20 protein-coding genes are annotated in these 18,693 nt (G+C 48.7%); 8 read left to right on the top strand and 12 right to left on the bottom strand.

The window, feature by feature from the left end; all coding sequences use genetic code 11:
• Window positions 1-4: 4 nt before the first annotated feature.
• The 3 genes from RE469_05435 to RE469_05425 are packed head-to-tail and all read right to left on the bottom strand — an operon-like array spanning window position 5 to window position 2,582.
• Window positions 5-382: a hypothetical protein gene (locus tag RE469_05435; protein ID WMT43654.1), complete on the bottom strand. Its 378-nt coding sequence runs from the start codon at window positions 380-382 to the stop codon at window positions 5-7.
• 39 nt (window positions 383-421) lie between these two features.
• Window positions 422-598: a hypothetical protein gene (locus RE469_05430; GenBank protein WMT43653.1), complete on the bottom strand. Its 177-nt coding sequence runs from the start codon at window positions 596-598 to the stop codon at window positions 422-424.
• A 58-nt stretch (window positions 599-656) separates the two neighbouring features.
• The gene (locus tag RE469_05425) at window positions 657-2,582 is read right to left on the bottom strand and encodes a glycoside hydrolase family 15 protein (GenBank protein WMT43652.1); all 1,926 of its coding nucleotides are present in this window, start codon (window positions 2,580-2,582) and stop codon (window positions 657-659) included.
• A gap of 357 nt (window positions 2,583-2,939) precedes the next feature.
• On the opposite strand from RE469_05425, the gene RE469_05420 reads away from it, so the two are divergent.
• Genes RE469_05420 through RE469_05410 form a run of 3 tightly spaced genes read left to right on the top strand, consistent with a single transcriptional unit; the run spans window position 2,940 to window position 6,993 of the window.
• Entirely contained in the window at window positions 2,940-4,760 is a 1,821-nt protein-coding gene (locus tag RE469_05420; GenBank protein ID WMT43651.1) for an amylo-alpha-1,6-glucosidase, read from the top strand.
• Entirely contained in the window at window positions 4,757-5,875 is a 1,119-nt protein-coding gene (locus RE469_05415; protein ID WMT43650.1) for a glycosyltransferase family 4 protein, read from the top strand. Before RE469_05420 ends, RE469_05415 begins: the two co-directional genes overlap by 4 nt.
• Complete coding sequence (locus RE469_05410; GenBank protein WMT43649.1) at window positions 5,872-6,993, top strand: glycoside hydrolase family 57 protein; 1,122 nt, start codon at window positions 5,872-5,874, stop codon at window positions 6,991-6,993. Before RE469_05415 ends, RE469_05410 begins: the two co-directional genes overlap by 4 nt.
• A 6-nt stretch (window positions 6,994-6,999) precedes the next feature.
• Here RE469_05410 and RE469_05405 read toward each other — a convergent pair whose 3' ends face one another.
• From RE469_05405 to RE469_05385, 5 genes are all read right to left on the bottom strand, one after another.
• Window positions 7,000-7,335, bottom strand: a complete 336-nt coding sequence (locus RE469_05405) for a hypothetical protein (GenBank protein WMT43648.1) — start codon at window positions 7,333-7,335, stop codon at window positions 7,000-7,002.
• 336 nt (window positions 7,336-7,671) lie between these two features.
• Window positions 7,672-8,037 carry an SHOCT domain-containing protein gene (locus RE469_05400; protein ID WMT45633.1) on the bottom strand — a complete coding sequence of 122 codons (366 nt, stop codon included), beginning with the start codon at window positions 8,035-8,037 and terminating at the stop codon, window positions 7,672-7,674.
• Between the two features lie 97 nt (window positions 8,038-8,134).
• Window positions 8,135-8,626 carry a MarR family transcriptional regulator gene (locus tag RE469_05395; protein ID WMT45632.1) on the bottom strand — a complete coding sequence of 164 codons (492 nt, stop codon included), beginning with the start codon at window positions 8,624-8,626 and terminating at the stop codon, window positions 8,135-8,137.
• Between the two features lie 6 nt (window positions 8,627-8,632).
• Entirely contained in the window at window positions 8,633-9,799 is a 1,167-nt protein-coding gene (locus tag RE469_05390) for a glycosyltransferase (protein WMT45631.1), read from the bottom strand.
• Between the two features lie 197 nt (window positions 9,800-9,996).
• The gene (locus tag RE469_05385; protein WMT45630.1) at window positions 9,997-10,140 is read right to left on the bottom strand and encodes a hypothetical protein; all 144 of its coding nucleotides are present in this window, start codon (window positions 10,138-10,140) and stop codon (window positions 9,997-9,999) included.
• A 143-nt stretch (window positions 10,141-10,283) separates the two neighbouring features.
• Between RE469_05385 and RE469_05380 the strand changes: the two genes are divergently transcribed.
• The 3 genes from RE469_05380 (at window position 10,284) to RE469_05370 (ending at window position 11,880) form a co-directional block, all read left to right on the top strand.
• Window positions 10,284-11,096 (top strand): dienelactone hydrolase family protein, encoded by an 813-nt coding sequence (locus RE469_05380; protein WMT45629.1) that lies wholly within the window; start codon window positions 10,284-10,286, stop codon window positions 11,094-11,096.
• A 1-nt stretch (window position 11,097) separates the two neighbouring features.
• Window positions 11,098-11,241, top strand: coding sequence for a hypothetical protein (locus RE469_05375; GenBank protein ID WMT45628.1), 144 nt, complete (start codon window positions 11,098-11,100; stop codon window positions 11,239-11,241).
• A gap of 123 nt (window positions 11,242-11,364) precedes the next feature.
• A complete protein-coding gene (locus RE469_05370; GenBank protein ID WMT45627.1) occupies window positions 11,365-11,880 on the top strand; it encodes a hypothetical protein in 516 nt (171 codons plus the stop codon).
• Here RE469_05370 and RE469_05365 read toward each other — a convergent pair.
• The 3 genes from RE469_05365 to RE469_05355 are packed head-to-tail and all read right to left on the bottom strand — an operon-like array spanning window position 11,866 to window position 15,243.
• Window positions 11,866-12,912: an acyl-CoA dehydrogenase family protein gene (locus RE469_05365; protein WMT45626.1), complete on the bottom strand. Its 1,047-nt coding sequence runs from the start codon at window positions 12,910-12,912 to the stop codon at window positions 11,866-11,868. The genes RE469_05370 and RE469_05365 overlap by 15 nt on opposite strands.
• Window position 12,913: 1 nt before the next feature.
• A complete protein-coding gene (locus RE469_05360) occupies window positions 12,914-14,044 on the bottom strand; it encodes an acyl-CoA dehydrogenase family protein (protein ID WMT45625.1) in 1,131 nt (376 codons plus the stop codon).
• Between the two features lie 2 nt (window positions 14,045-14,046).
• On the bottom strand, window positions 14,047-15,243 hold the full coding sequence (locus RE469_05355) for an acetyl-CoA C-acetyltransferase (protein ID WMT45624.1): 1,197 nt from the start codon (window positions 15,241-15,243) through the stop codon (window positions 14,047-14,049).
• 168 nt (window positions 15,244-15,411) lie between these two features.
• Here RE469_05355 and RE469_05350 point away from each other — a divergent pair, with 168 nt between their 5' ends.
• Window positions 15,412-16,173: an electron transfer flavoprotein subunit beta/FixA family protein gene (locus RE469_05350; protein ID WMT45623.1), complete on the top strand. Its 762-nt coding sequence runs from the start codon at window positions 15,412-15,414 to the stop codon at window positions 16,171-16,173.
• Complete coding sequence (locus tag RE469_05345; GenBank protein WMT45622.1) at window positions 16,170-17,063, top strand: electron transfer flavoprotein subunit alpha/FixB family protein; 894 nt, start codon at window positions 16,170-16,172, stop codon at window positions 17,061-17,063. Before RE469_05350 ends, RE469_05345 begins: the two co-directional genes overlap by 4 nt.
• Before the next feature lie 179 nt (window positions 17,064-17,242).
• Here RE469_05345 and RE469_05340 read toward each other — a convergent pair whose 3' ends face one another.
• On the bottom strand, window positions 17,243-18,691 hold the full coding sequence (locus RE469_05340) for an MFS transporter (protein WMT45621.1): 1,449 nt from the start codon (window positions 18,689-18,691) through the stop codon (window positions 17,243-17,245).
• Window positions 18,692-18,693 lie beyond the last annotated feature (2 nt).

Genomic DNA, 18,693 nt, shown 5'->3' with positions numbered 1-18,693 from the left:
GAGTTCAGCTGTGATTAGCTTCCCTGAGGCCCCAGACATTGCCGAAGAGGTCAGTTACCTGGCACACCCTGGAACCATCCGATCCATTTATGGGGTCCCTGTAGAGGCATCCACCCAGGGACAGAAAATCCACTATGGCTGTTTCCAGGTCCTTCACATCCCAGTAGGCAACGCTGCCAGCGGTTCCAGGTCCTGTCTTCTTATCGGCAATATGCAGGCCGAGTTCCGTGTTCCCTATCCTGAATTTTGAAAAGTTTTCCGAGGTGAAGACCGGGTCAAGCCCCGTCAGGTCCTGTATCCACCATGTGGCCTCCCTGACGTCCCTCACAAAGAATGTGACCTCAGAGACACCAATCAGATTTGACTTCTGGAGTCTTATCAATTAATTCCTCCACACAGCATACTGGTCCTGCCAGGAGCACTAAACCGGAGCGACTGCTATGGCATGTATGGCCAGCAGGTAAACAAGGGTTATCATCACTGCATACATGACGCCTATGAGTACAACAATGGATATTTTCTGCATATCAGTTGGATCCGGTGCACTGCTGTACACTTTCTCCTCCCATTTCTTGATCTCGTCTTCTTGATCAGTCATTACTTCTCCATATCCCTTCTTACAATATCTTATTTATCGTTCACGGGATCATATTGGATCAGCCCGTTCCGTTGATCCTCTGGCCCTGGTTCACCCTCTCAAGCTCAGTCATTGTTATGACGAACTGCGCATGGCTCCATACAAGCGGTGATACGGACAAGGGCGTGCCGTCATACGGGTTGATCTGTTCAGAAAGAATGCCGCTGTTTTCCCTGTGCGCCACAACCCAGTTTATGAGTTCAAGCGCCTTCTGTGTGTCCCCAATCCTGAGGTAGTACTGGGCAGCCCAGAGGGTGGTTATTATCCATGGATTTCCCGGAATTGCAGGATCATCCCTGATCCGCTGGTAATAGTCATTCTCGTACCTGGCTATTCCTCCCGTTGTGCTCACCCAGAGTTTGGACATGACAGCCTTCATGCTTGATTCCACCCTGGGATCCCTGGCATCCTTCATGCCAAAGAGGAAGGTTGAAGTGATGGCGCTGTCCACTGTCCTGTCAGGCTGTCCGTCTACCATAGCCCTTGCATAATAGCCGGAATCCTCCAGAAAGAATTTTTTCTCGAACTGTTCCCTCATCTGATCAGCTGCCTGGTTGTAGTCCCTGGAGAATATTGCGTCCCCGAAGGTATCGGCTATCCTGGATGCGGACCTCAGGGCAGCATAGGCTGTCACAACGGTGAAGGCATGAACGCCATACCGTTCCTCCCAGAGATCAAATGAACTCAGGGGAAGTCCGTCCGAGTCCCTGAAATCCAGTATGAATTTTGCTGCCTTGAGGACCAGCGGCTCATAGAAATCAGCTATGTACTCTATATCCTTAATCTTGGTGAAATGCTTCCAGAGGGCCCACAGGACTATGTTGGTTTCATCCTGCTGTATTGGCAGTATGGATTTTCCACCCATGATTCTGGGAAGCCAGCTGCTGGCCACCTTGCCGTCAGGTAGATACTTGTGATAGTAGTACCCTTCCTTTGATATGGTATTTCTGGAAAAATCAAAAAATTTCCTTGCGGGCCCCTGGTGATTGGCCCTTATGAGCGCGAAGGCCGCAATTGCCGCATCTCTTGGCCATACATAGTAATACCCGTCCCTGTTTGACTTGAGAATGTCGCTGTCGCTTGATGCCAGTATTCCCCCAAGATCATTCAGGTGGCTCCGGATTATGAAAAGCGATCTCCTGTAAAGAGAGAACAGATCGTCTGATATCTGCGGAACTGTTTTTGTGGACCAAAGCCGCCAGTAATTTTCCGTCCTGAGTTCCATTCTGGCCAGCAGTTCATAAGACATGTTCTTGTGGAGAGCGGATACCGTGTCAAGGTCCCTGCCGCATGCTATGTAATAGAAGAGGTCTGCCTCCTGCCCCGGATCAAGAATCAGTGTGTGCCTGATAACAGAATCCACTGAACCTATTGCAACGGGATTCATGGACAGCACCCCGTCCTCAGCGTCCTTCCAGGTTCCCTCCATCTCCAGGAAGTCCTTCACTCCCATTGCGTACTGGTCCATCTGGCAACCCAAGCTGTCAACTGTTGAGCTAAGGAAGTAACGGCGTCCCTTGTAATGAACCACCGAGTTGCCCTCGGGATAGAACATTGCAGTGTCGCCGATGTTGTTACCGTAAATATAGAAATTCTGGTGCAGGAATATCCTGATTTCCTTCTTCTCCTGCGTGCTGTTTTTGATCCTCATCCGGCGAACGTATACGTCATCATATATGTCAACAAAATCCTCTGATCTGAATGATATTCCGTCAAATTCGTAGAGGTTGAGGCCCACCATGGTGTGGTCCATATAATCAGATCTGGTTATCATGGAAGCATTTATCCAGCTGAATTTTCCGTTGACCCAGATGCCCTGCCTGAAAGGGTGGCCCATTGCGTGGTTTTCTGCCTGCGACCCTGAAAAATAGAAATCCACCAGGCGATAGTCCCTGTCAAAGCTGACCAGGACTCTCCCGTTGCCCAGTGGGAGATACCTTACCATTACAGGGGAATAGCGATGATGTTGTCTTAAATCTTTTTGGTAGGTGGGAATGCTTCCTGGCCGGTATCTGAAATATCTGACGTTCTCTTATGGCAAATGCGCCGAGGATTCCATTAATGCTCCATTTCAGTTCATCATCACTCACAACCTGGCAGGGCCTGGCCTGTATTTCAATCCCTTGACATCAGTCTGTTCGTGACAGGAATGCGGCCGCCTCTGGAGGTATGGATGCACCACCTGTATACATCCTGCCTGCATGTAATCAGATATGCCTTCACATATGATCTGCCTGGATGAAGGATAGCAACTTTCATTGAAAACCAACATATGTATATGCCCGTATCCGGTTATTGTTTCATGATTCCAGGACAGGAGTGGATCATAACCAACCGGAACGGCAGCTATGCATCTTCAACCGAGAGCCTTGCCAACACAAGATCATATCACGGCCTCCTTGTGAGGAATGTGGATGATCACTTCCTGCGAATGGTACTGGTCAACAAGGTCTTCGAGGTTGTGGCCACAGAATCTGGAGAGGTTTCACTTGATACCAATTACTATGGAGACGTTGTCTATCCTGATGGATACCGCTTCCTCCGCAAATTCTCTGATTTCCCTGTTCCAACGTTCAGATACTCCGTCAACGGCATTGATGTCTGGAAAGAGATTGCCATTCATCCACTTGAAGACCAGATAAGCATCAGATACACGTTTCCAGGAACTCCCACATCAAAAATCAGAATAATACCGCTCATTTCCTTCAGGAGCTACCATGAGACAATAAGTGAGGGTTCAAGAATCTATAAAACAACAATGCAGGGGCGCACAGTGAGTGTCGCAACCGGAGATCTATCGGTTTCATTTGATTCCACTGGGAAGTTCCTGGAGACGGGCAGGTGGTACAGAAACTTCATCTATCCAGTTGAAAGGGAGAGGGGCACCATATTCCGGGAAGATCTCTATGAGCCTGGTGAATTTCATTTCACAGACCCCGGTAAATCGCTTGAATTCAGGATATATTCAGGAAACTCTTTGGATTTGCCATTTCACCAGGTAAGGAAGGCCATGGAGAACCATATCAGGAAAAACGGCGTCTACCTTGCAGGTCTCGGGCAGATCCCCCTGAGGTCGGCCATGCTGCTGACCAGGAACAATATAATTGCCGGTTACCACTGGTTCGGGCCCTGGGCAAGGGATGCTTTCATTTCCATGCCAGGCCTGCTTCTTGTAACCGGAAGGTATGGTGAAGCCGTGGATCTACTGAAAGCATATCGCAATGTATCACGAAACGGTGCTGTTCCCAAGAGGCTTGAGACTCCGGATGATTTCAGGACCGCAGATTCGGGGCTGCTCTACATTTATGCAGCCTGGAAATACCTGCAGTATTCCGGTGATCTCAGGACAGCAGGAGATCTGTTTCCGTTTCTGACAGATGTTGCTATGAACTACATAAGGGGCAACGAACTTTATTCCATGGATGGACCTTTTATAAGGCTGAATGGGGCTCCGTTAACCTGGATGGATGCCGAACGGGATGGCGTTGTTTTCACCCCCAGGAAAGGCGAACCTGTTGAGGTGAATGCCCTGTGGTACAATGCACTGAAGTCTCTTGAAGATATCTCGTTGAGAATTAAAGCGGGCCTTCCGGCTGAACTCCGGGGACTGTCTGAGCAGGTCATGGAAAAATTCCCTGCCGCATTTGTGAAGAATGATGCTGTTCTGGATGTGGCAAGTCCGGATGACCCCAGCCTGCGCCCCAACTTTATACTGGCATTCAGCCTTCCATTTCCTGTGCTGCAGGGTTTTGGCAGATTCAAGAATGCTGTTGATGAGCGGCTGCTAACCAGGTATGGCATCAGGACCCTTGATCCTGGAGATCCGGGCTATAAGGCGCACTACGTGGGTGACTTTCCAAGCCGTGATGCGGCATACCACAACGGGACGGTGTGGCCCTGGCTCATTGGACCGTATATCACTGCTTCACGCAGGTCAGGATATTCACCGGAAGCGCTTCTGAACCATTTCCGTCCCTTGCTTTCGCTGCCATATCTCCCCGAGATTTTCGATGGTGATCCGGATGGCACCCCAAGGGGTTGCATGATGCAGGCATGGAGCTACGGTGAGATCATGCGCACCTATCATGAGGATGTAATCAATCCTGGGGGGATGTTTGAATGAAGATTGCCGTCATAGGGTGGGAGCTGCCTCCGGCATTCTCCGGCGGCCTTGGAGTCCACACAATTAACCTTTTCGGCCGCCTTGCGGCCATTATGAATATTGACGTGTACGTTCCGGCCATGAAGAGGCTGGGAAGGAACTACCCCTTCAATGTTGTTCCGGTGAGGCTGCAGAGAGGAGTCATAGGCAATCCCTATGAGATAGAGGGTTTTCCTGATTTCAGAGAGGCTGTTGACGACTATAATGTGAGGGTCTTTGAACGGTTTGATCCCCACGGAGTTTCACTTGTACACTGCCATGACTGGATAACATTCCGTGCCGGGGAGATGATCAGGGAAAAATACGGCAATCCGCTTGTGGTCACTTTTCACAGCACAGAGCGCGACAGATCAGGCAATTTCAATCCACAGGCAGATATCATGAGCCTGGAAAAGGAGGGTGCTAAAGCAGCCGACAGGATCATAGCGGTTTCCAAATTCACCAGGGATGAGATAATAAGGGATTATGGGGCAGACCCTGATAAGATCACTGTGGTCCACAACGGCGTGGACAATGAACACTATACAATGCGCCCCAGAACCTATGAACCCACAAACAGGGTTCTTTACCTGGGCAGGGTTACCACACAGAAGGGCCCCAGATTCTTTATGGAAGCAGCGGAACTTGTATCGCAGCGTATGCCGGATGCAAGATTTGTCGTGGCAGGAACCGGAGACCAGTACAATGAAGTGAGAAGGCTTGCGTCGGAACTGGGCATAGCCGGAAAGACAGATTTCACGGGATTTGTCAGTTTCCGGAAGTCCGTGGATATTTACAGATCCAGTGATGTATTCGTTCTTCCTGCTGTTTCTGAGCCCTTCGGAATGACTGTGATTGAATCCATGATACTTGGAACACCTGCAATAATAAGCAAAACAACAGGCGTTGGAGAAGCTCTTCGCAATGTTTTGCGGGTTGACTACTGGGACACAGAACTCATTGCAGATTATGTGGAATCAATGCTTATGTTCAGGTCCATGAGAAGGATTATGGGCACAATGGGGCAGCAGGAAGCTTCAAGATTCACATGGGAAAAAGCCGCCCTTGATACCATGGGGGTGTATCTCTCCATATGAAAAACCTTGTGTTCTATTTCCAGGTGCATCAGCCCAGGAGGATAAGACCATACCGCAGGTCTGAAATAGGCGTAAAGCACGATTATTTCTGGGATGAGAGGAACATGGAAATCATGCAGAGGGTTGCACAGAAGTGCTATCTTCCTGCCACACGCATCCTGCTTCAGGAGGGAATCCCGGCTTCCTTTTCCCTGTCAGGAGTCTTCCTGGAACAGGCTGCTGAATATGCCCCAGAAGTGATTGATGTCTTTCGTGAGTACTTCAGGTCCGGACTGGGAGAAATAATGTCCGAGACGTATTATCACAGCCTTGCCTCCATATGGAATCCCCGGGAATTCAGGGAACAGGTTGAGGAACATCGCCGCCTTGTTCAGAGGCTGTTTGGGGTAAACCCCGTGTCGTTCAGGAACACAGAGCTGATCTATTCCGATGGCATATCCCATGAAGTTAGAAACATGGGTTTCAGGAACATGGTAACCGAGGGGACGGATGAGATAATAGCCGCACATACGCCAAACTTTGCCTACAGATCAGTGTCCGGGCTGAAACTGCTTCTCAGGAACTACAGGATGAGCGATGACATCGCCTTCAGATTCTCAAACCCCAACTGGAATGATTTCCCGCTGTTTGCAGACAAGTATGCCGGGTGGGTTGCAGCTTCCCCTGGGGATGTTACCAATGTTTTCATGGATTATGAGACATTTGGGGAGCACCAGTGGAAGGAAACAGGCATATTCCAGTTCTTGAAAAGCCTGCCCCATGAGCTTTCCAGCAGGGGCGTGGAAATAACCACAGTGGAAAAAGCCGCCTCGGAGAACAGTGATCACGGAACTGTAAGCGTGGAGAATCCAATATCGTGGGCTGATACAGATAGAAATCTCAATGCCTGGCTTGGAAATGCAATGCAGAATGATGCATTCAATGCCATGAAAAACATGTATGATACAGACGTGAAAACGTGGAGGCTTCTTCAGACCTCAGATCATATTTATTACATGTCAGTAAGGAACTTCGCCGATCAGGATGTACACTCATATTTCAACCCTTATCTGTCCCCGTACCTGGCCTTCATCTATTACATGGCAATACTTGATGACCTGAAGAATGGCCGGGTATAACGCCGCTCACTTCTGCACGCCACTTTCCATTTTCTTTGGTCTTCCTCTCCCACCATGGTGGCTTCCCATGTTTTCATGCATGTTATGCCTGCGCATTCCGGGCCCTTCCTGAATGCCCAGTTTTCGCAATGCCATTCTGGCGTTTGTAACTCCATCCAGAGACCGGGCAGCCTCAGTTTCCCCGATGTAATTGAGCCACATTGTTATGTGCCCCTGGCGGAGATGGTATTCCAGGCTTGCCGGATCTACGCTGGAGAGGCGCTTCATCTCGCTTTTTAGCTCTTCCAGATTGGCAGCACTTCCAATGGTGCGATCATAACTCTTAAAATAGAATTTTTCCATAATATACGTACCCCATTATGGGATAAATAATTTGGCAAATTCATGAAAGTTTGATTTTTCTTTTCTGTATTGTGAATCCATTACTTTCAGCTGCAGGATAACTGTGCTTTACGTACTGCAAATGACACAGTGGACGCTTTGGGGCAAAAACTGTCCTTGGTGAATGATTGATATGCAGATGTTGCCTGATGGATGTGCTTGAATCAAGGCTTCCAGGATTCATGGAATCCCATGCTGAAATTACATAAAAGTAAAATGAAAAATAAGGGATTATAGCTAGAAACATGCTAAAAGATTCCTGAATAATTCTTTTCCAGACTTTAATATCAGGTGTTTTCAGTGGGAACGGAGATTCTCCATCATCCTGTTAAATTCCTCCTGGCTTATCTCCCCCCTTGCATATCTCTCCTTCAGTATGTCCTCAGCCCTGCTCCTTTCATTCCATGAATAACCCATGTGGCCGCCCATGGCACCAAAAATGTAACGGAAGAACAGTATGACAACCAGGATTGAAATCACAGCCATTATGGGCATTATGATATACATTCCATAGAATGGAAATCCCCCCATCATGCCGTATGGTCCGTACCCGTACGTGTAGCCGTACCTGCCGTATATTGCAAATGACACAATGCTTGTCACTGCAATGGCCCCTATGAGAGCAACTATTATCCAGATTATTTTTTCTCCAAATGATCTCATAATACTGATTATGCTGAAAAGGCTCTTAAGGAACGTGTGAAATGCATTTCAGTGAAATGGATTTCAGTGCTGCACAGGGTTGCAATATGTTGCCCTATTACTGCCTTCGGCTCCCGGTGAGTGATATGATGTTTGTCATTCCATGCCTCCTTTTTTCCACAATCCCCTTGTTTTCCAGTGAAGATATTATCCTTGAAACTGTGGGTGATGACATTCCGGTTACTTCCACCAGCGAGTTCTGAAGTGCGCTGCCTCCGTTTCTCCTGATGGCATCAACCAGAATCTGCTCACGTTCCCCCAGTTGCAGGGCTTCATGCGGTTCGCCCTGTTCCTGACCTGGCTCCTGATCCTGGACAGCTGGCCTGCTTGCAACAGCCCTGCTGAACATGTACAGAAGCCTTCTGGAGGAAAAGTACATTATCACAATGTCGGAGCCAATGACGACTGCATAGGCAACAATACCAAACAGCGATATCCTGTAGCCCAATGCTACAGTTGTCAGGAAAACTGATGTTGCAACCGTTGCGGACACCACAGAATATATGGCTGAAACGGCAACTGCAAGGATAAATCGGCTTTCCCCGGACAATCCAGGTCACCTTGTCGGCAGTCTTTCCGTTGTTTTCCTGTTTCCTGAAGCAGATTTCATTGACCTTCCTGAAAGAAGATCTGCATAGGTTGACAGGAGTATATCGCAGTGCTTCTCCATGCTGAAATTATCAAGGACAAACTTTCTGGCAGCTTCACCTACAGCCCTGAGGTTCCGCCTGTCTGCCGAATACCTCTCAACGGCTCCCGCAATCTCGTCTGGCCTTGAGAAGTCCATCTCAATAAGTCCTGAAACCTCCATGTCATCATAATGTGCAAGGGGGAAGCCCCGGGGGACTATGCTGGGAACTCCAGATGACATTGCCTCCACAACCGAGATCCCGAAGGTATCGGTCTCAGATGGGTACATGAACAGACCGGCGTTGTGAAGAAGTTCTATTTTCCGGGGCTCATCCACATAGCCTGTCATGGTGACCAGGTCCTGAAGCCCCCTTTCTGCTATGGCCTTCTCCAGGTTTTTTTCCTCAGGCCCCGTACCTGAAATGAGAAACCTGATGCCTGACCTCCTGTCAATGGCTGCCGCAACGTCAAGAATCCTGAAAACGCCCTTGTCCCTGGTGATTCTACCCATATACTGGACCCAGAATGTCTCAGAATCACGGGTTTCCGGCGCAAACTTGTTGGTGTCAACGAAAAGAGGAAGTTCCCTGGTGTGGAGGACTCCGTCATTTCTCAGCTGTTCCATGCTCTTCCTGCTTGGCGCAAAGACCTCGTCGCACCGGCGATAGAGAAAGAGGCTGTATTTCCACGTGGTTTTGAAGAGCCTGTCCCTGAATGGCAGGTTCACTGATTCCTGCATCTTGACAAAGTCCGTGTGGTATGTTGCAACTATTGGCGCACCTGTGTATCTGGATACCCTGTATCCAAGACTCCCCATGAATGGATCATGTATGTGCACTATGTCGAGATTCAACCTGATTGCCTTCCTGTAAAGGCCGAATGGCAGAGGATTAACTGGCATGCTGTACTGTGAATATGCCGGGAATGGAACCGAGCGGAGAACATGCACATTCTTCTCCTTCCTGTCCCCGTTGAATGAGAAAACATGGACTTCGTGCCCTCTCTTCTGAAGCTCCGCCTTTACATCCCTCAGATAATGGGATACACCGTCTGGAGTTGGATAATATGTTGCAGTAAAGAATCCTATCTTCATCAGGCTGAAACCCCTTATGAATTAACAGGTTGGTTAAATTGTTTTCCAGAAGAATTCCAGAGGGTGCGGTTGCCTTTCCGTGCCTGCATGTGAGCAGCAGTTCATATGACCTCATGACGTGAGCATATGCAGCATACGCTGTAATGCCCTTTGTAGTTTTCACGGTGGTACCTTTTATCCTGCAGATCTTTCTTTGTTCAGTCAAATAACTCGTACTTCAGGGCTACCTCCCTCCATTCTTCCGGAGGTATGTTGAAAGTGCTGCATATCTCCGGAACATCCTTGCCGTGCTTCATAAGTTTCCGAATCTGCTTGACTTCCTTTCTGGTCAGTTCCTTCATGAACCATCACCAATGTTCATAATCTATGCTTATCTTGAATAAGAATTTTCCATCCTGAAGAGGGAATTAATGTTTAGCCGGAAAAATATTGACTGTATACCCAGAAGTTATAATTATTAAGTCAGGAATATCATGTGATATTCATGACAGGCAGCAAAATCAGGGAAGAACAACTTGGAATCAAGGCCAGGGATGGCAGCAGCATTGACACATTTCTCAGCATGCCAGCCGAAGGTAATGCCAGAGGCGGAATCCTGGTTATCCAGGAAATATGGGGAGTAACTGACTTCATAAGGACAGTTTGCCGTAAGCTCAGTGAGATTGGATACGTGGCCATGGCTCCCCACCTGTATTCAAGGGCTGACGAGAAGGCACTGTTCACAGAGGAGAACATAATGGATGCCATGAGGCCCTTCTGGGCTCTTCCCCCGGAAAAGAGAGGCGACCAGAAGGCAGTCTCGGAGATACTTGAAAAGCTCCCTGAGCATACCAGAAAAATAGTCACAAAGGTCATGTTTGAGAGGGAGAAAACAGAGAAGAGGATGATATCTGACCTTGAGGATGCACAGAACCATTTCCTGAAGAACTACAGGCCAGCAAAGACAGGTGTCGTGGGCTTCTGCCTTGGGGGAGGTCTCGCATTTCAGCTTTCCACGCAGATGAAATTTGACGCTTCCATTATATTCTATGGCGCAAATCCCAGAAACATTGACGATCTCTCCAGGATCAAAGGATCAGTTCTGGGAATATATGCGGGAGAGGACAGTTCAATCAACAACGGACTTCCAGCACTGGTGGAGAATGTGGTGAAGCACAAGCTTGACTTCGAGATGAAGATTTATCCGGGCACATATCACGCATTCTTCAACCACACCGGAATGAGCTACAACAAACCTGCTGCCGACGACGCGTGGAAAAGGATGCTGGCATTCTTTGGCAGTCACCTGGGTGAGTGAAGTGGCAGAGAAGGATAATGAGATGCTTGTGGACGGCTGTTTTCTGACATGGGTACAGGTGACAGAGCATTACAGCAGGGAAGGCCGAATAACGGAAAAGACAAAGAATTTCAGATCACAGCAGGATTCCCGTGAGAAGAAGTAAGATCATGCGAAATGCAGGAACAGCCGCAGACCCTTGAATCTGCGGCTTTACTCTCTCATCTCAATTGGATTCATGTTTTCCGTGATCATATCTATATATTTACCATAGGATAACACGCTGTAAATGTCTAATGAAAGATTGATGTATGGGAGCATAGCAACAGGAATCATATCCGGAGTCCTGCTTCTCATACTGATTGGCTGGATCCCTCTGTACGGCTGGATTATTGCCGGTTTTGCCGCCGGCCTGGCATCCCGGGGGTCAGCCAGAGGATTCATGTCTGCACTCATTTCTGGTGTGGTTGTGTCCATAGGCATAATTCTCATGGCACTCTTCATGCCATTCTCAGATTTGGCCGCCATCAGTTCGTTCCTTGGAAATGCCTACCTGAATGCACATGCATTCCCGTACCTCTATTCCCTGCTTTCAAATGGAACAATACCCCTGGTGAAGATAATTGCAGTTGATTACATTGCAATCCCGGTGGTTGGCGGCATAATTGGCGGAGCCATACTGAACAATGGGTACTACATAGTGGAATCACAGGATGTCCCCACCGCAGCACCCGCCCAAATCCAGGCCCCTGAGCCGCAGATCAGCACGCAGGAAGCCGGGGAAGAGGCTTCAAAGATATCCTGATTTTTCCCCGAATACTTCCTTTGACAGCCTCATGCCGTCCGCAGCCTGGTTCTCCAGGAGAATTGTGAGACCCACTGCATCGCGGTAGAATTTCTCGACTCCGAAATCCTCGATGTAGCCATATCCCCCATGGTACTGCAGGGAATATTTCGTGGCCCTTTTCGCAAGATCTGTGGCGTGAACCTTGAGCATGAGCATCTCGGTCTCATTCATTTCTCCCGAGGCCTGCAGGGCTATCTCTGCCATCCTGAGCTCTGACATGAGCCGCGATATGTTGTTGGCAACTGTGCTGTAGTCCTTCAGCGGCTTCTCAAAGGTCTTCCTGACTTTGGTGTAATCCACGGTCTTTGCCAGTGCCCCCCTGGCAATGCCAAGTGCCATTGCAGAGATTTCCAGGTCCATTCCTGAGAGAATTTTCTCCATGTTTTCAGCTCCATTGCTGGAAATGACCTCATAATCGCCGGAATCGATCTTTGCCACTGAATACTTCAGCCCCCTGAATGACAGGTGATGTTCCTCGTCCCATAAACTGAATCCGCTCTTCACAAGCACAAGTTTTCCATCATCGGTGACAGCCACAAGGCAGCCGCCTGGTCTTCCAATGACATATCTCCTTGTCCCACTTATCTTATTCCCGGATATCTTCAGTTCCCCTGCGTTTCCCCATCGGTCTGTGGCCGGCCACAGGGAGACGGCAAATGATTCCTCACCCGTGGCGATCTTTCCAAGCAGACTGTCTGCCTTCCCTTCCAGTAACCTGCCTGCAATGGACCCTGTTATGAGTACCAGTGCGGATACTGATGGGGAATAAGATGCCAGTTCCTTCAATATCACGGCATATCCCTGTCTGTCTATGCCTGCTCCTCCAACTTCAGCAGGAAGGGCTGCCCCAAGAAATCCCTGTGCCGCAAGAGAGATGGCAAGATCGTCCGTTATTCCTGTCCTCTCAATGGCAACTGCTGAATTGGCAATATTCTTCTCTGCAAACTCAATCACTGCAGATCTCAGTATATCCTGTTCTTCCATTGACATCTTAATTACCTCCCTGTGTCTCCTTTATGAGATTCCTCCAGATAATGAGCTTCTCAATCTCGCTTGTCCCTTCCCATATTTCCATGATCTTGGCATCCCTGAAGAATCTTTCAAGGTCTCCGTTGATGCCTGAATATCCCGTGATTTCCAGCGCCTTTTCCGTAGCGAATACGGCAGTTTCTGCTGCATACGCCTTTGACATGCTGGTTATGGTGGGGTTTGGCCTGAACTGGAACAGATATGAGGCAGCCTTGTATGTCAGAAGCCTGGAAGCCTCAATGCGGGTTGCCATATCAGAGGCAGTCATCTGGATTTCCTCGGTGATGCTGGATGAAGCACCCTTTGACTGCAGTTCAGAGAGATACCCCAGCACCCTGTCAAGAGCTCCCTGGGCAATGCCGATAGCCTGAGCTGCCACATATGCCCGGCTTATGTTGAAAAATGTCATGATGTAGTAGAAACCTTTCCCTTCCTCGCCTATTAGGTTTTCTGCGGGAACCTCAACGTTGTTCAGCACAAGTTCCGCCGTGTTTGTAGCCCTGACTCCCAGTTTTCCGGTGATCTTTGTTCTGGAGAAACCGGGAAGGTTGCCGGGAACTATGAGTGTGCTTAATCCATGGTGCCTCTTTCCGTCCTGGGGGTCTGAGGTACGCACCAGCATTACAAAGAAGTCCGCCATGGTCCCGTTTGTTATGAACATCTTTGATCCGTTGATTATGTATTTGTTGCCTTCCTTCCTGGCAGTGGTCTTGATGCCTGCTACGTCACTGCCTCCACCTGGCTCTGTCACGGCAAGGCCCATCATCTTCTCTCCATTCTGCACTGCACCCAGATATTTTGTTTTCTGGCTGTCATTGCCGAAGAGCATGATCACCTCAGCGCCGAAAAGGCTCACAGTTGCAGCTATTCCCATTCCTGGGTCAGCTCTGCACAGTTCTTCAATGGTCACCAGCATTGACCATGGATTTGTATAATCAACTATGCCGTATTGGAAAGCCTTCTTCTTCAGCTCTTCAGGGAACTTCTCTTCCCGGTCATACATCAAAGCCTTCTTTGAGCTTATCTCCTTCCTTGCAAATTCAGCAGCTTTCTCTCTTGCCTTGACTATATCCTCAGGAAACTCAAAATCCATGTTCACACCCTCTCAAAGAGTACTGAATAACCCTGGCCTCCGCCCACACATAATGTTGCCACTGCTTTCTCCTTCTTCTCGGTGTTAAGCAGGCGTGAAACCGTCCCGCCCAGCCTTGCACCCGACGCACCCAGTGGATGGCCTATGGCAATGGCACCTCCCTTCAGGTTCACGCGTTTCTCATCAAGGCCAAGTTCCCTTATGGCATTGAGGACCACAACGGCAAATGCCTCATTGATTTCCCAGATGTCTATATCTTCGGCACTGAGTCCTGCATTCTTCAGAAGCTTCTGGGATGCCGGGACAGGCCCAAGTCCCATTATTGTGGGATCAACAGCTGCCCATGCAAAGGAGCTAAGTTTTGCCAGGGGCATCAGCCCGTACTCACGAACCTTTTTCCCCGACATTAGCATGGTCAGTGAAGCACCTGCATTGAGGGGCGATGAGTTTCCAGCGGTAATCTTTCCATCCTTTACAAAGGCGGGCTGAAGTGCCCTGAGTCCCTCCATGGTGGTGTCCGGCCTGATGCTCTGATCCCTGTCGATTGTGACAAAATCATCATCCTTCTCCACATCTATGGGAAGAATCTCGTCCTTGAAGAAACCTTCATCAAGTGCCCTGGCCGCTTTCCTGTGGCTTTCCATTGAGAAACGGTCCATATCTTCCCTCTCAATGTTCTTCACCTTTGCCAGTTTCTCGGCAGTCAGCCCCATGTTATATGATGTGGTCATGTCATATCTGGCATACTCCGGCCTGACAATGAGCTTTATGTTAGGTTTCACATGGGGATTATTGGAAAGCGGCACATGTGTCATGTGCTCCATGCCGCCTGCCAGTACAATATCAGAATTTCCGGTCATTATCTCCATTGCCCCTATGCTCATTGCATTGAGGGATGATGAACATGCCCTGTCAAGTGACATTGACGGTACATTGAAGGGAAGGCCGGCCATGAATACTGGATGGCGTCCCCCGTACAGCCAGTTCTCGTCTGCCTGTATGGCGCATCCTGTTATGACGTCATTGATCTCCTCGGCCTTTACTCCAGTCTCGGAGACAGAATTCTTGATGAGCTGGCCCAGGGCCTCATCCATCCTTATGCTGTTGAATACATCTTTCTCTGGGGCATTTGGTCTTGACCTTGAAAAGGCAGTCCTTTTATAATGCACCAGGTATACTTCTCTGTCCTTATCCATCATATCACTGTGTTTGTAAGTGCGATGTGATCTAAATAAGTTTTTGTGGTTATTTAGCAGACTCGGTAAATCATTTATTGCATAACTTTTCCTGTTTTTATGGTTTTCCGTGGGATGCCATTGCGTGCCAGTTCCCGACGAAATGTATAAAGATATGCAAAGGCTATTGGAATGAAGCGTGATAAAATGCCGTATAATGTCATTGTGCTTGTGAAACAGATACCGGACATAGACCAGATGAAAACAGATCCCAGCACAGGGGAACCTATTCTCCAGAACCTTCCTCTCAGGGTTGAGAACCTCAGCAAGAATGCCATCGAGGCTGCAGTGAAAATAAAGGAAAAGTATGGCGGGAAGGTTTCGGCAATAATATTCGGAACCGACAAATCCTCGGCAGCCATGAAGGAATCATATGCAATGGGAGTGGATGAGGGCTTTCTGCTAACAGGCTACGATGGCAACCACCCGGAAGTCACGGCAAAGGTTCTGGCGGAAAAGATAAAAACCATACCTCATGATCTTGTCATACTGGGCAACCAGTCTGCAGATTCCTATACTGGGCTTCTTCCCGGGAAGATATCGGCCATAACAGGGGAGCCGCTTCTTGGCAACGCAATCAAGATAGAAATGGACGGGAAAACTGCAAAGGTCACATCGGCACTTGAGGAGTACAACCTTGAGATCAGAGGCGAGACACCGGCCATAATTTCTGTGGCTCAGGAAATAAATGAGCCCCGTCTTCCCCCGGTCCTGCAGATCATGGCCGCTGGCAGGAAACCCATAAACACCCAGCCTGCAGCCCCAAAGGAAAAATTCACGTCGGTTGTTATTTCAAACAGGGCACCAAAGAGCGACAGGAAGCGCATTGTGTTTGAGGATGTTGACAAGGGCGTAGCTGAAGTTTCAAAGGCAATAAAGGAGGCCATAAGATGAAGGCACTTGTTTTTTCTGACAACCAGGAAATAATCACCCAGATCCTGACGGCACTTAAGGGCAGAGCTGACGCTGACGCAGCAGTACTTTCCCCGTTAATGGAAGGCATGGACCAGTACGGCGCCACAAAGCTGTACGAACTTACCGGCAATCCTGGATCTGACGCAATATTCCATGCCCTCTCAAAGATATTCACGGAGGGGAAATACGATCTGTTCCTTGCAGGATCAACCGTAAGGGGCAGAGAGGTTGCGGGAATGATGTCTGAGGCACTCAACCTGCCCGCAATGACAGAGATCAATGACATATCCTTCAAGGACGGCAAGGTTGTCACAAAGCGATTCTTCTACGGAGGAAAAACTCTACTTGAGGAGGAATCTGGTGCCAGGGTACTGACCGTGATGGCCGGTATTTCGGAAGCAGCCAGGGTTCAGGGCAAGTCTGAGCTTGTGAAAGTAGAACTCCCTGCCTCAAAGATTACCACAGTCAACAGGATAGACAAGAAAGCAGGTTCTGTTAACATAGAGAAAGCACAGGTTATCGTATCCGTGGGAAGGGGAATAGGAAGCAAGGAGAACATCGAGAAGGTAAAACCGCTTGCTGAAGCTGTGCATGGCGAGATTGCCGGTTCGAGACCCGTGTGCCTGGACTATCAGTGGCTCGGCGAAGACAGGCAGGTTGGGCTTTCTGGAAAGAAAGTTAAGCCAAAGCTCTACATTGCACTTGGCATCTCCGGGCAGATTCAGCACATAGCAGGAATGAGGACCTCCAGGGTTGTGGTGGCAGTGAACAAGGATAAGAGCGCCCCAATTTTCGAGGAAGCAGACTACGGAATTGTGGGAGACCTTTTCCAGATAGTGCCAAAGCTTGTTTCAGCCCTGAAGCAGTGATGCCGGGACATCACCTTTTATTTATGGATTTTTTTTTTAAATAATCAACTTTTTGAAGCAGTTCATTGACGCTCTCTTTTCCCAGTTGTAAAATAATTTTGGCCCAGAAAAATTTTGATGTCCCATAAAATTTGGAATGAGAATAAAAGTGGAAAAAATTTTGTCAGGTGAAAATGATTTCAGTGCTGCTTCATGCCAGTCTTAACAGGAGTCCCTGCCAGAAGGGCATTCTCCCCTGAGATCTGATCCAGGTCCTGCATCTTGGGTTCCGGCAGAAGTACCAGTGTGAACACCAGACCTATCACTGCGAGAAATGCCAGTATCAGGAAGAGCCCAGATTCACCTATTGATGATGCCAGTATTATGGCATTCAGGAAGGTTCCAATGAAAGCCCCTGTCTTTCCTCCGGCAGCCGAAGCTCCTGCACCGAAGCCCCTCACCTTGGTTGGGAACACTTCTGGTGGATATATGAAGGTTGTCACATTTGGCCCGAATTCTATGAAGAAGTAACTCAGGCCGTACACTGTCAGGAACTCCACAATATATGAAGCTGAAAGCAGCTGGTGGAATATGCCAAGTATTCCGAAGGAAACTGCCATTGCGGCAAATCCTATGGACTGTATGGTCTTCCTTCCAATCCTGTCTATGGTGAACGTTGCAAGCCAGTATCCTGGCAGGGCTGCAAAGCCGAATACCATTGCTGAATATTCCGTTGTCCTTATGAGGTGATGAAGCCCTGTCACTGATGCAGGCACAAGTACGCCAAGCATTGAGCTGGACATGATGGAGTTACCATAGAGTGCCCAGTCCATGAGGAACCATGTTCCCGCTGTCCCCAGCAATGTGAGGATAAACTTCCTCTGCTTCAGTATCTGCGTCCATGATTCTTTTACTGTCTCAGTTTCCGCATCTGCCGAAGCCGCTATTCCCGTATATTTCTGCCAGTTCTTAGCGGCTCCCTGCGCATCTCCCCTGACCCTGAGAAGGTATCTGGGTGTTTCAGGCATTTTCCTCCTGTAATACACCACTATGAGCGCCGGGATTGCACCGAATGCCAGGAGAAGCTTCCACACAAGTGTAAGGCTCATGCCGGAATATATCAGGCCAAGTGATACAAGCGGCCCTGCAAGTAGACCAAGGGACTGCATTGAAAACACCATTCCCACAAGCTTTCCCCTGTGGGCAGTATTGGAGTATTCTGCCATTATGGTTGAGCTTGTTGCATAATCTCCGCCTATTCCAATACCCAGGATGAACCTCCATATTATGAGTATGTTAACCCCGTTTGTTGGCGTCAGGAATGCGCTTCCAAGAGCACCTATTACAAGTATTATGAGTTCAATACCATATACTGCTTTTCTGCCAAGCTTGTCAAGCAGCCTTCCGAATATCATAGCACCAATAACTGCCGATAGCAGAGCTGTGGAATCCAGCAGTGATGACTGCAGTGTCGTGAACTTGCTCCATCCAGATAGCACAAATATGCTGGTTACCACCCCTATTATGAACAGGTCGTAAGCGTCTGTGAAGAAGCCAAGCCCGGACACAAGCCAGGTCTTGTAATGGAAACCACTGGTTTTTGTGTCATTTATGGACTCTATCAAGTCCGGTTTTGTTTCGGTAGTCATAC

This window comes from Cuniculiplasma divulgatum, assembly GCA_031200235.1.
Taxonomy (GTDB): domain Archaea; phylum Thermoplasmatota; class Thermoplasmata; order Thermoplasmatales; family Thermoplasmataceae; genus UBA509.
This window is presented reverse-complemented; position numbering and strand designations above follow the sequence as displayed.

Coding starts and splice junctions, on each gene's coding strand:
- RE469_05370 (WMT45627.1), top strand. CDS start 11,365: ATGTCTAATGAAAGATTGATGTATGGGAGCATAGCAACAGGAATCATA.
- RE469_05405 (WMT43648.1), bottom strand. CDS start 7,335: ATGGAAAAATTCTATTTTAAGAGTTATGATCGCACCATTGGAAGTGCT.
- RE469_05360 (WMT45625.1), bottom strand. CDS start 14,044: ATGGATTTTGAGTTTCCTGAGGATATAGTCAAGGCAAGAGAGAAAGCT.
- RE469_05365 (WMT45626.1), bottom strand. CDS start 12,912: ATGTCAATGGAAGAACAGGATATACTGAGATCTGCAGTGATTGAGTTT.
- RE469_05350 (WMT45623.1), top strand. CDS start 15,412: ATGAAGCGTGATAAAATGCCGTATAATGTCATTGTGCTTGTGAAACAG.
- RE469_05400 (WMT45633.1), bottom strand. CDS start 8,037: ATGAGATCATTTGGAGAAAAAATAATCTGGATAATAGTTGCTCTCATA.
- RE469_05380 (WMT45629.1), top strand. CDS start 10,284: ATGACAGGCAGCAAAATCAGGGAAGAACAACTTGGAATCAAGGCCAGG.
- RE469_05410 (WMT43649.1), top strand. CDS start 5,872: ATGAAAAACCTTGTGTTCTATTTCCAGGTGCATCAGCCCAGGAGGATA.
- RE469_05355 (WMT45624.1), bottom strand. CDS start 15,243: ATGATGGATAAGGACAGAGAAGTATACCTGGTGCATTATAAAAGGACT.
- RE469_05390 (WMT45631.1), bottom strand. CDS start 9,799: ATGAAGATAGGATTCTTTACTGCAACATATTATCCAACTCCAGACGGT.
- RE469_05425 (WMT43652.1), bottom strand. CDS start 2,582: ATGGTAAGGTATCTCCCACTGGGCAACGGGAGAGTCCTGGTCAGCTTT.
- RE469_05340 (WMT45621.1), bottom strand. CDS start 18,691: ATGACTACCGAAACAAAACCGGACTTGATAGAGTCCATAAATGACACA.
- RE469_05420 (WMT43651.1), top strand. CDS start 2,940: ATGATTCCAGGACAGGAGTGGATCATAACCAACCGGAACGGCAGCTAT.
- RE469_05415 (WMT43650.1), top strand. CDS start 4,757: ATGAAGATTGCCGTCATAGGGTGGGAGCTGCCTCCGGCATTCTCCGGC.
- RE469_05345 (WMT45622.1), top strand. CDS start 16,170: ATGAAGGCACTTGTTTTTTCTGACAACCAGGAAATAATCACCCAGATC.
- RE469_05385 (WMT45630.1), bottom strand. CDS start 10,140: ATGAAGGAACTGACCAGAAAGGAAGTCAAGCAGATTCGGAAACTTATG.
- RE469_05430 (WMT43653.1), bottom strand. CDS start 598: ATGACTGATCAAGAAGACGAGATCAAGAAATGGGAGGAGAAAGTGTAC.